10 protein-coding genes are annotated in these 12,442 nt (G+C 47.6%); 1 reads left to right on the top strand and 9 read right to left on the bottom strand.

Features of this window, described 5'->3' with window-relative positions; genetic code table 11:
* Positions 1-11 precede the first annotated feature (11 nt).
* The 6 genes from K429_RS0127000 to trpB form a co-directional block, all read right to left on the bottom strand.
* The gene (locus K429_RS0127000; RefSeq protein ID WP_022210225.1) at positions 12-629 is read right to left on the bottom strand and encodes a phosphoribosylanthranilate isomerase; all 618 of its coding nucleotides are present in this window, start codon (positions 627-629) and stop codon (positions 12-14) included.
* A 56-nt stretch (positions 630-685) separates the two neighbouring features.
* Entirely contained in the window at positions 686-1,528 is an 843-nt protein-coding gene (gene trpC / locus K429_RS0126995; protein WP_029328795.1) for an indole-3-glycerol phosphate synthase TrpC, read from the bottom strand.
* Between the two features lie 127 nt (positions 1,529-1,655).
* Positions 1,656-2,651, bottom strand: a complete 996-nt coding sequence (gene trpD / locus K429_RS0126990) for an anthranilate phosphoribosyltransferase (protein ID WP_029328794.1) — start codon at positions 2,649-2,651, stop codon at positions 1,656-1,658.
* Between the two features lie 91 nt (positions 2,652-2,742).
* Complete coding sequence (locus K429_RS0126985) at positions 2,743-3,309, bottom strand: aminodeoxychorismate/anthranilate synthase component II (RefSeq protein WP_029328793.1); 567 nt, start codon at positions 3,307-3,309, stop codon at positions 2,743-2,745.
* A 125-nt stretch (positions 3,310-3,434) separates the two neighbouring features.
* Positions 3,435-4,835, bottom strand: a complete 1,401-nt coding sequence (locus K429_RS0126980) for an anthranilate synthase component I family protein (RefSeq protein ID WP_029328792.1) — start codon at positions 4,833-4,835, stop codon at positions 3,435-3,437.
* A 27-nt stretch (positions 4,836-4,862) separates the two neighbouring features.
* Positions 4,863-6,035, bottom strand: coding sequence for a tryptophan synthase subunit beta (trpB, locus tag K429_RS0126975; RefSeq protein WP_029328791.1), 1,173 nt, complete (start codon positions 6,033-6,035; stop codon positions 4,863-4,865).
* A gap of 535 nt (positions 6,036-6,570) precedes the next feature.
* Here trpB and K429_RS0126965 point away from each other — a divergent pair.
* Entirely contained in the window at positions 6,571-7,155 is a 585-nt protein-coding gene (locus tag K429_RS0126965; RefSeq protein WP_022210231.1) for an HdeD family acid-resistance protein, read from the top strand.
* Positions 7,156-7,244: 89 nt separating this feature from the next.
* Here the strand turns inward: K429_RS0126965 and K429_RS0126960 are convergent, their stop codons facing one another.
* The 3 genes from K429_RS0126960 to K429_RS0126950 all read right to left on the bottom strand — a co-directional run bounded on the left by K429_RS0126960 (position 7,245) and on the right by K429_RS0126950 (position 12,435).
* Positions 7,245-8,540 carry a S28 family serine protease gene (locus tag K429_RS0126960; protein ID WP_029328790.1) on the bottom strand — a complete coding sequence of 432 codons (1,296 nt, stop codon included), beginning with the start codon at positions 8,538-8,540 and terminating at the stop codon, positions 7,245-7,247.
* A gap of 207 nt (positions 8,541-8,747) precedes the next feature.
* A complete protein-coding gene (locus K429_RS0126955; protein WP_007214348.1) occupies positions 8,748-10,937 on the bottom strand; it encodes a glutamine synthetase III in 2,190 nt (729 codons plus the stop codon).
* Between the two features lie 58 nt (positions 10,938-10,995).
* Entirely contained in the window at positions 10,996-12,435 is a 1,440-nt protein-coding gene (locus K429_RS0126950) for an ammonium transporter (RefSeq protein WP_029328789.1), read from the bottom strand.
* Positions 12,436-12,442: the final 7 nt, after the last annotated feature.

Raw genomic sequence — 12,442 nt, 5'->3', positions numbered from 1 at the left:
TTATTCTAAATTTAATTCGTTCTTAATTCTTTGAGAAAACGTTCGATCCGTTCCACATCCTTGATGCCCGGAGATGTCTCGAAGCGACTGTTGATATCGATACCGGCAAGGCGGGGATGGTGGAATTCTTTCAGAGCTTTGACACTGTAAGAATTGATACCACCGCTAAGCAGGAAGGGGGTACTACCAGTGTAACGTTGCAGAATGCTCCAGTCGAATTGCTGTCCGGAGCCACCGTAGTGGACGGTACGTGTATCGAACAGATAGTAGTCGCAGAAACCTTCATAATCAGATACGGCAAGAAGATCCTTGGGCAAAGCGATGGAAAACGCTTTGATGATCCGGATACCCTGTGAATGAAGGGTGCGGCAATATTCGGGTGATTCGTCACCGTGCAGCTGGACGTAGTTCAGACCGAAACGGTCGACATACATAAGGATGTTTTCTTTGGTTTCGTTGACAAAAACACCGACACGTTTGGCAAGCGTAGGCAGGTACCTGGGTATCTGGTACAGGTATCTGGGGGATTTGGGGTAGAAGATAAAACCGATCATATCTACACCTAATACTTCTACATCGCGGATATTGTCTGCATCGGTCATTCCGCATACTTTGATCATTGTATTCATGGGCTTATGTACCTTAAAAATCACGAATATATGACATTATGTGTGAATTTCCAAATTCATACGCCGTGAATGAGTTCTTCCAATGTGCTTCCGGGATCGTCTGTACGCATGAATGTCTCTCCCATAAGGAAACCACGGAAGCCTGCTGAGCGTAGCTCACGGATGGTTTCAGGGTGCGAAATACCACTTTCGGAAACGAGCAGCGGAGGCGTCTGAAAATCAATTTCAGCAACAGCATTTTTTAACTCTTCTGCAATGCGGAAAGAGTTTTCTATGTTGGTGACGAAGCTGCCCAAATTACGGTTGTTGACGCCGATCATATCCGTCTCCTTATATATATAGGAGAGTTCGGAGATACTATGCACTTCGAGCAGAACTTCAAGCCCAAGTTCGTGTGCCTGCATAGTGAGTGTGTGGCACTCATCAGGTGTGAGGCAGGCGGCAATGAGCAGCACTGCATCGGCACCTACAATGCGGGCTTGCAGAAGCTGATACTTGTCGATGATGAAGTCCTTACGCAGGATCGGGATGTTGACCAACGGGCGTGCTGTACGGATGTCACGCAGAGTTCCGCCGAAGAACTTTTCATCCGTGAGGATGGAGAGAGCGGAAGCTCCGGCTGTTTCATAAGCAGGAGGGATGAGGTCGGCCTGTGCACTTTCCTTGATCCAGCCCTTGGAAGGGGAACGGCGTTTGAACTCGGCAATGATGCCGGATGAAGAGTTTGCGAGTGCACGCTTCATGCTGCGGACGGGCGTTGTGCCGGAAGCTCCGGTTCCGACAGTTTCCTGCATCATGGCAGCAGCTTGCTCTTGCAATTGACTGAGGGAGACTGCTTGCTTTTGCTGCTCTATCTCAATCCGCTTGTGGGCGATGATTTCGGATAAAATATCTTTCATTGTTTTTGTTTTTTGAGTTGACGAGGGGACGAGTTGACGAGGGGGGAAGGGCTGCGCTGTACTTGTGAGCGAATTTGCCCAGCCATCATGCCGAAAGGCCTTGTTCCCTTGTTAACTAGTTCCCTTGTCAACTATTAATCATTATAAACTTCTTCAACGTCTCCAGCGCCCGTCCACTCTCCAGCGATTGGCGAGCGATGGCAATGCATTCTTCGATTTCCTTTTCAGGTTCCATCACTTGGATGGCGAAGGCGGCGTTGACAATGACACATTGTGTTTGGGCACGTGTGGCACGGTTATTAAGGATGTTATCAAAGATGCGGGCGGCATCCTCTTTGCAGGCTCCGCCGAAGAGCTCTTCGGGTTGCGCGGCATTGAAACCCAGCGCTTGGGGACGGTAAATCCGTTCGTAATTGCGCGTCATAACTTTGAATTCGTCCGTGAGGGAGATTTCGTCGTAGCTATCGAGACTGTTGACTACCGCAAAATCGATACCGAGTTTGTAAAAAACATTTGTGTAGAGTCGCATCTGTGCAAGATCGGCCACACCGAGCAACTGGTAAGTAGGCTTGCAAGGATTGACAAGCGGGCCAAGAAGGTTGAACAGTGTACGTACTCCCAATGCCTTGCGCACAGGGCCGACGAACTTCATTGCCGGATTGAAAAGTTGGGCGTGCAGGTAGGCGATGTTACACTCGTCCATGCTGCGTTTCAACTTGTCGGGATCATTGGTGAAGCGGATGCCGTGTTGCTCCATGACATTGCTTGCCCCACTGACGGAAGTGGCACCATAATTGCCGTGTTTGGCAACTTTGTAACCGGCTCCGGCCACCACAAAACAGGCACAAGTGGAAATGTTGAACGTGTTCTTTCCATCACCTCCCGTACCTACGATATCGATAGGCCGATAAGGCGCGAAGTCGATAGGGATACGAGTCTCCATAAGGGCTTCGCGAAAGCCGATTAGTTCATCTACTGTGATGCTACGCATCTGAAATACAGTGAGTAATGCGGAAATTTGTGCTTCGGGGTAAGCTTCCCGGGTGATGTTCAGGAGAATTTGCTTGGTTTCTGCCGAAGTAAGCTCTTCGTGGTTGAAGAGACGGGTTAATATATCTTTCATTTTCTTATTTACGATTAGACGATTTACAATTTACGATTGAAAATTCTGTTGTGTTCGGAATGCCTCACTTTAGTGTTTGAAATGTGGCATTTCAGAAGCCTTTCAGCCAGTTGCCTACAATCTGTTTTCCATCGGGAGTCAATACCGATTCCGGGTGAAATTGGATGCCGTGAACATCGTATTCCCGATGTTTCAGTGCCATGATTTGACCTTCGGAGCTGATGGCGGTGATAACCAATTCTTCGGGAAATCCTTCCGTATCCACTACCCAGGAGTGATAACGGCCGACTGGAATTTCAGTAGGAAGACCGGAGAAAATGTAATCTTTATTCTTTATTTTTACATTCGTTTGTATGCCGTGAAAGACTTCACTCAGATTGGTGAGCTTCCCGCCGAATGCTTGTCCGATGGCCTGTTCACCCAGACAGACGCCAAGTATGGGTTTTCGTCCTGCGTAAGTGCGGATGACCTCTAATAATAAGCCTGCCTCCTCGGGAATGCCGGGGCCGGGTGAAAGGATGATCTTATCATATTTCTCCAATTCCTCAAGCTCAAACTTATCATTGCGTAGCACATCTACTTCTGCACCGAGTTCTTTTACCAGATGGGCAAGGTTGTAGGTGAAAGAGTCGTAGTTGTCTATGATTACTGTTTTCATGATTTCATTTACAATTTACAATTTACAAAGTACAATTTTTAGTACAATTTACAAAGTACAATTTGGCTGCGCTATGTACGCCGCATGGCAAATTGTACTTTGTACATTGTACATTGTACATGAATTTACATTTTCTCCGCCATTACGATTGCCTTTTTCAGTGCTCCCAGTTTGTTGTTCACCTCTTGCAACTCATATTCTTCATTGCTCTTGGCTACGATGCCGCCGCCTGCCTGAAACCAAAGTACACCGTTGCGACTGACGAAGGTACGGATGGTAATGGCCTGGTTCAGTGAACCGTTCAGTCCGATGAAGCCGATGCAACCGCCGTAAGCGCCGCGATTGTGCGGTTCCAGTTCGCTGATGAGTTGCATGGCGCGTACCTTGGGTGCACCGCTCAGAGTGCCTGCCGGGAAGGTGTCGATGAATGCTTTGATGGGGCGGGCATCTTCGTTCAGCGTACCACTGACGCGGCTTACCAGGTGGATAACATGACTGTAATACTGCATTTCCTTGTAGAAATCCACTTTTACATCGTGGCAGTTGCGGGAAAGATCGTTACGGGCGAGATCGACCAGCATGACATGCTCTGCATTCTCTTTGGGATCATCATGCAGGTATTGGGCGTTCAGCGCATCCTGTTCGGGATCTCCGGTGCGCTTGGTAGTACCGGCAATGGGGTCGATGTAGGCGTAGCGGCCTTCGATGCGGCAGTGCGTCTCGGGTGATGAACCGAAGATGCGGAAACCTCCGAAATCGAAATAGAACAGATAAGGAGAGGGGTTGATGCTGCGCAAGGCACGATAAAGTTTGAAGTCATCGCCTACGAAACGTTGTTCGAAACGGCGGGAGAGAACAATCTGGAAAACATCCCCACGCAGGCAGTGGGCAATTCCCTGACGGATATTTGCTTTATGCTGTTCGTCGGTCAGTGGGGAAGTGGTTTCACCAACGGCACGGAAATCGTAGGCGGTGTAATTGCGGTTATTGATGGCTTTCTGCACGGTATCCAGTTCACTTTCTTCACCGGGGGCAAGCATTTCAAGAAGTACCATTTCGTTCTTAAAGTCGTTGAAGACAATGAGGTACTGATACAAGATGTAGAGCATATCCGGTGCGTCGTTGGTGGCTTCGCGGCTATCTTTTACGGGAATATTTTCAAAATAGCGTACGGCATTGAAAGAGGTGTAGCCATAAAGACCGCAGTAATTGGCATATTCGCCTTCCACATGGAAGCGGCCGAGGAAATCCTCTAAAGCTTTTTCTACAGGATATTCCGGTGTGATGGGACGTTCTTCGCGAGTGCCGTCGGGTAGGCGGAAGATGGCTGTTCCATGGTCGATGCTGACGCTTGCCAATGGACAGAGTCCGATAAATGAACGGTTATTTTCACTGCCGTGATAGTCGGAGCTTTCCATGAGTGCACTTTGGGGAAAGACGTCGCGGACTTTAAGATAGGTACTTACAGGAGTGTGCAAGTCCCCAAGAATAGTACGACTATGTGTTTGATAGTTATATGTATTCATAACCCTTTAATTTTTAATTTATAATTTTTAATTATTAAGATACGTCTCTATATCCTTGTCTCCACGTCCCGAAACGGTCAGTACAACAACATCATCGGGTTTGAAATTCAGCTTTTCGAGGGCACCGAGGGCGTGGGCACTTTCCAGGGCGGGGATGATACCTTCCAGTTTCGTCAGCTCGTAGGCGGCGCGGATGGCTTCATCATCATTAACAGCAAGTACGATGGCACGTTTTTGTGCAGCCAGATTGGCATGCATGGGGCCGATACCCGGGTAATCCAGTCCGGCAGAGATAGAGTAGGGTTCTTCGATCTGGCCGTCTTCGTTCTGAATGACGTAAGTGCGTGCACCGTGAATAATTCCCATCTGTCCGAGGGCGATGGTAGCGGCAGTCATACCCGTATCTATTCCTTTACCACCGGCTTCGGCGAGGACGATCTGCACGCGGCTATCGTCGATGTAATGGTAAATGGTTCCGGCGGCATTGCTACCACCACCTACACAAGCGATGAGATAGTCGGGGCAGTCACGGCCTTCTTTCTCAATGAGTTGCTTTTTGATTTCCTCGCTGATGACGGATTGCAGACGAGCCACCATGTCGGGATAAGGATGGGGACCGACTGTGGAACCGATGATGTAGTACGTATCGGCAGGATGACAGCACCAGTCGCGGATTGCCTCGTTGGTAGCATCTTTCAGCGTCATATTTCCGGAAGTGACGGGGATGACGGTTGCACCCAGCATTTTCATTTTTTCTACATTGACATGCTGGCGTTCTACATCCGTTTTTCCCATGTAGACGATGCATTCCATGTTCATCAGGGCACATACGGTGGCAGTAGCTACGCCGTGTTGTCCGGCACCGGTTTCGGCGATGATGCGATGCTTGCCCATGCGGCGTGCCAGAAGAATCTGTCCGATGGTGTTGTTAATCTTGTGAGCTCCTGTATGGTTCAGGTCTTCACGTTTGAGGTAGAGCTTGCAGCCATACTTTTCGGAAAGCCGGCGGGCATAGTAGAGTGGGGAAGGACGTCCTACGTAGTCACGCAGCAGTTGGTCGAACTCTTGCTTGAAATCTTCGCTTTGCAGTACTTTGAGATAGGTGTTCTGCAACTCTTCCACACATTTGTGGAGTATTTCGGGAACATATGCTCCACCGAATTCTCCGTAATAACCATCTTGATTTACTAAAAAACTCATAATCCTATTTTTTATTTAATTGTTTACGATTTACTGTTTATCTCAAAACCGGATAAAAGAAAAGAGCCCTGTCGCAGGTTGCGACAGGGCTCTTTCTTAATCTATATTATGTTCACATATATACATACGAGCGCTGCTCCCTTACGACTGTCGGAGTTGTAACGGGCGCCACCACCAATATGTATTTATGAGCATTGTTTTCATTGTCTTTTTGTTTTAGCTGGGGGCAAATGTAAGCACTTTGTTTTAATTACCAAAGAATTTCTTGCTTTTTTTCTTTCAAAGAACATTTTTCTTATAAAGTTGTTCTATAGGGGTATTTAGAACAACTATTATTCACAATAAAAAAGAAAGGATGAACTATGAAGCGAAAACATTTAGTTGCCATTGGCGTATCGATTGCTATTCTCTTGTTACTTTATTGGCTATTGGTGGCCGAAGATATGAATGCTTGGCTGAACGTTAATTGATTTTTCGTGACTTTCTTGCGGAGTTGTGCGGATAAAAATGTATCTTCGCAAAAAATCATAAGCTCATGAAAGGAATAAGTAACTCATTTTTGCGTACGATATGTGCGCTGATAATCGGTTTGGTATTGGTGATGTTTCCCAATGAGGCCGGAGACTATTTTGTAATAACGATCGGTGTTGTGTTTCTGATACCGGCATTATTAAGTATCATCGGGTATTTTGCCATGAGTGCCGAAGAGAGACGTCGCCTGCCTATCGAAGGAATCGGTAGCCTGCTGTTTGGTCTGTGGCTGATCATTATGCCCGGTTTCTTTGCAGACTTGCTGACGTTTGTACTGGGATTTATCCTTGTACTGGGTGGTGTGCAACAGATTGCGTCGCTTTCTGCCGCCCGTCGCTGGATGCCGGTTCGTGTGGGATTTTATATCATTCCGGTGCTCATTCTGATTGCAGGGCTGGTTGCCTTGTTCAATCCGACGGGGGTACGTTCCACGGCATTTATCATTATCGGTATCACCAGCATAGTATATGCAGTTTCCGAATTGATAAATTGGTTTACATTTACTCGCAAACGGCCGAAGGCACCGGGTACGCCGGGAGCTTCTTCAAAGGCTGTAGATAATATTGAGGACGCGGAAATTATAGAATAAAAAAACAGATCGTCTGTTGAGCTAAAACAGACGATCTGTCGAGTAGAAACGGATGGTCTGTTGAGTGTGAACGGACCATCCGTTTTTTATTATTTCAACCATTCGTTTATTAACTCCATAACTTTTGCCTTTTCGGCTTCGGGCAATGTGTTGATACGTGCCAGATGGCTGCCATTCGGTTGGATAAATACATGAATATTCTTCTTGTTCTTCAGCCAGGTGACGCCTGCGGCTGTCCATGGGTCGTTCTGACCGTAAATGAAGATCATCTTCGGGTCCTGTTTCTTTAGAAACTTGGTTATTTTCTTGCTTAAAGTTTTGTCGAAAGGCATATCTTTCAACTCTTCGGGAAGCATCAGACGGTGCAGATAGCCTTCACTGGACTGGATGGAGAGATACTGCTTGAACGGTTGGACGTCATAACCATAGTATCCCAATTCACGGGCAGCTTGTACAAAAAAAGAAGCATTGGGACTGTCGGCGGTGAAATATCCCGGTTCACTGATGGCAAGCAGATGAGAGAAAATTTCATCATCAGAGGCTGTAGTAGCGGGTATGGAGCTGATAGGAGTACCCCACTGCCACAAAGCGAAAGAATATTCCAATACCGAGTAATCGTAAATTTCTTCAATCGGTGCACGGAATGAATAATTCTTTTCAGTGCAATACTTTTCAAAACGGGGAAGTAAAGTTGCTTTCCGTTTCAATGCTTCCAATTGGAAATCTTCAATTTTCTTGCGGTTTTCCGGTGTTGAAACTTTATGCAGGAAAGGCTCATGACGTCCATCTTCTACTCCATAACAAAGCGGAGCTACGTAAGGAACGGAAATATCTACATCATCCGGATAGAAAGTGCGGTAAAGAAGGGTAGTCTGTCCTCCTTTGCTGATGCCGGTGGCGATCCATTTACCCGGATAAATGTTTTTGAATGCGGTGGTGATGGCATGTAAGTCGTCTGCAGAGTTCTCGGCTGTCAGGTATTGCCAGTCTTTGGGTTCGGGGGTAGACTCAAGGAAGTAGCGATATTCCACGAATATCATGTTGGCATTGAGAAGTTTTGAAAGCTCTTCACGATATTGGGAACGGAGGGCGTAAGCGGCGCCATAGCCTTCGGTAACGATCACTGTGGGGCGGTCGAAGCCGACATGAGAAACGATAACGCGTTGGCGAAAACTGCCTTTCTCCGGATGGCGGTGATCCAGCGGTTGGGTAAAATAGGTCACGTATTTCTCTGAAAACTCAGAAGTTTCCAGTGGGCGGATTTCTTTAATGGCGGAAATCGCACTGATTTTTTGCTCCAGAACGGTCTGTGCGAAAGAAGAGGCCGATGCTGATAGCAAAACAAAGAGTAGGAGTGCTGCATAGCGAATGTGCATGTTCTTCATAATGAATCGTTTTTAATTTATCATCTGGTTTTGTAAATATTGACAAAGGTACGAAAAAGTGATATGCTGGAAAATAAATTACGATGATATTTTAGTTTTCAAAAAAAGAGAGAGAACTACCTCCCGGCACCTCTCCCCCTGCAAACTTAAAACAACCAACAAAAGAAATAGAATAATTTTATTAGTGATCGTTAATCACTTCTTCACTTATCTTATAAACAAGAGTTCCCTATATTTTGGCAGTGTCCACATCTGGTTGTCGACAATCAGTTCCAGCTTGTCGATATGATAACGGATCTCTTCCATTGCCGGTACGATGGTGTCGTGGTAGGCAATGGCTTTCTCACGTTCACTTTCGATCTTGTTGGCCACTTTGCGGGCTTCGATCATGGCATCTACATGCTCTTTGATGAAGGCGGTGCGGTCGGCAATCTCTTCGATGAGTTCCAGGTTCTTGGCAGACAGTTTTGCAGCTTTGTCGCTTGGAAACAGCTCCTTCATCTTGTAAACGTTATCAATGAGATCCGTTTGATACTGCGTGGCTACCGGGATGATGTGGTTCATGGCCAAATCACCTAATACACGAGCCTCAATTTGAATTTTCTTAGTGTAAGTTTCCCATTTCACTTCGTTGCGGGCTTCCAGTTCTTTCTGAGTCAGTACACCGGTATTTTCGAACATGCGGATACTTTCCGGCTTCAGATAGCTGTCGAAGATGAGAGGTACACTGGTTTCGCAATCCAGACCGCGTTTCTTGGCCTCTTCTTTCCATTCGTCACTGTAGCCGTTGCCATCGAAATGGATGGGCTTACAAATCTTGATGTATTTGCGGATAACCTCAAGGATAGCCGAAATCTTCGGTTCGCCCCTTTCGATGAGTTCGTCCACATCTTTTTTGAATTCTACCAGTTGCTCGGCTACGGCGGCGTTCAGGGCAATCATGGCACAGGCACAGTTTGCTTCCGAACCTACGGCGCGGAACTCAAAACGGTTTCCGGTGAAGGCGAACGGACTGGTGCGGTTACGGTCGGTATTGTCAATCAACAATTCCGGAATCTGCGGAATATCCAGTTTCATGCCTTGCTTGCCGCTAAGGCTTACGAGATCATCCTTGGTACTCTCTTCAATGTGTTCCAATACCTGCGACAACTGTTTGCCCAGGAAGCTGGAAATGATTGCGGGAGGTGCTTCGTTGGCGCCCAGGCGGTGTGCGTTCGTGGCACTGGAAATAGCGGCTTTCAACAATCCATTGTGCTTGTAGACTGCCATCAGGGTGTTCACTACGAAAGTGATGAAGCGCAGGTTTTCTTCGGGTAGTTTACCCGGGCCCATCAGTCCGATGCCTGTATCCGTACCCAACGACCAGTTGTTGTGCTTACCGCTACCGTTGACGCCTTTGAAAGGCTTTTCGTGCAGCAGTACGCGGAAGCCGTGGTTACGGGCTACTTTACGCATCAGTGCCATGACGAGCATGTTATGGTCTACAGCCAGGTTACATTCTTCGAAGATGGGAGCCAGCTCGAACTGATTGGGGGCTACCTCATTGTGACGCGTTTTAACGGGGATGCCGAGCTTCAATGCTTCGATTTCCAATTCCTTCATGAAAGCTGCCACGCGGGTAGGGATGGCACCGAAATAATGGTCTTCCAACTGTTGGTTCTTGGCACTGTCGTGTCCCATCAGCGTGCGGCCTGTCATCAGTAGGTCGGGACGTGCGGCATACAGACCTTCATCGATCAGGAAATATTCCTGTTCCCAACCCAAGTAGGCAACTACCTTCTTCACTTCCGGATTGAAGTAACGGCATACGTCTACGGCAGCTTTGTCTACGGCACGCAGGGCTTTCAGCAACGGAGCTTTGTAGTCCAGTGACTCACCGGTGTATGCTATGAAAATGGTCGGTATGCAGAGCGTATCATCGACGATGAAAGCCGGAGAAGAGGGGTCCCATGCGCTGTAACCGCGTGCCTCGAACGTATTGCGGATGCCACCGTTAGGGAAGCTGGATGCATCCGGTTCCTGCTGAACGAGCAGTTTGCCTGTGAATTCTTCCATCACACCGCCTTTGCCATCATGCTCGATGAAAGCGTCATGCTTCTCGGCTGTACCCTCAGTCAATGGGTGGAACCAGTGGGTATAGTGGGTAACACCCATTTCGAGTGCCCATTTCTTCATACCGGCTGCCACTTCATCAGCAATGCTGCGATCCAGCGGAGCACCATTGTCGATCACGTCAATCAGTTTGGCATATACCTTGCTCGGCAGATACCTGAACATCTTTTCCTTGTTGAACACATACTTGGCATAATATTCCGACGGACGTTCCGCGGGGGCTGCCACTGCAACGGGTTTCTTTTTAAACGCCGTTTCTACTACTCTGAATCTCAATTTAGACATACCTTGTAATTGTTGGTTTATAAAAACTATTTGTTAGAGTAAAAAAAACTTTTTTTCTTTATCCGTTATAAGCTGATTCACCATGCTCGTAGATGTCGAGCCCTTCTTCTTCAACACGTTTTGAAACGCGGAGACCGTGTATCCTATCGAGTCCTTTGAAGATGAGAAATCCCATGCCGGCTGCCCATGCACCTACTACGAGGGCGCCAAATACTTGTGCTCCGAGGAATCCCCAGCCTGCACCATAAAAGAGTCCTTCGCTGGTAGACAAGAAACCTGTGAGAATGGTACCTGTGAAACCGCAGACCCCGTGTACGGAACTTGCACCAACGGGATCGTCAATCTTCAGCACTTTATCGATGAACTCAACCGAGAATATCATCAGGATGCCACAGATTGTACCGATGATGACAGCACCCAGCGGAGAAACCATATCACAGCCTGCCGTGATACCTACCAAACCTGCCAGGATACCATTCAGAGTCAAGGATAAAGATGGTTTGCTGAATTTTAACCAACTGACCACCAGTGCGAAGAAACCTCCGGCACAAGCTGCAAGATTCGTGGTGAGGAAGACGTGTGAGATAGCCATTGCATCGTCCGTAGAGGCTGCTGCCAACTGTGAACCGGGGTTAAATCCGAACCAGCCGAACCATAAAATGAATACACCCAGCGCCGCCATGGTGAGGTTGTGTCCCGGAATAGCTCTGGATTTACCATCTCTACCGTATTTACCGATGCGTGGACCAAGGATGGCTGCACCTACCAGCGCAATCCAGCCACCGACGGAGTGAACAATGGTGGAACCTGCGAAGTCGTGAAACGTGGTGCCGAACAGATTCATCATGAACGAACCTTCTTCGCCGTTCATCAACCAGCCACCGCCCCAGGTCCAGTGACCGGAAATCGGATAGATCAGTACGCTGATGAAGATGGTGTAAATCAAATACATGGAGAATTTGGTACGTTCGGCCATGGCTCCTGATACGATAGTAGCTGCTGTGGCACAGAATACAGTTTGGAATACCAGAAAGCCTTCTGTTGGTAATCCTCCTCCATCATAGAACGAGAGGTTGAAGAAGTGGGGCATTCCCACGAAACCACCTACGCCGAACATCAGTCCGAAACCGATGAACCAATAGAGTAGGGAACCGAACATGAAGTCTACGAAGTTCTTCATCAGGATATTGGCAGTGTTCTTAACCCGGGTGAAACCGGCTTCTACCAATGCAAAGCCCGGTTGCATGAAAAATACCAGCATAGCGGCGAGTAACATCCATACTGTGTTGAGTCCGTTTACCAGTTCTCCGACGGTGGAGGGGGCTGATGATTCTACAGTAGTCTCTTCTAATGTAGCTATAACAGCGGTTGTTGTAGCTGATATACTATCCGTTGCTGCGGAAGTTTGTGCAAAAGTCTCTGTTGTTGTGCAGAGTGCCATAAGGACAGCAAGGGCTATCCACAGCCTGGCAATGCTGCGTTTACTATATTTATCCATAAAATCT

This window comes from Bacteroides sp. 14(A) (assembly GCF_000526555.1).
GTDB lineage: Bacteria > Bacteroidota > Bacteroidia > Bacteroidales > Bacteroidaceae > Bacteroides > Bacteroides cellulosilyticus.
This window is presented reverse-complemented; position numbering and strand designations above follow the sequence as displayed.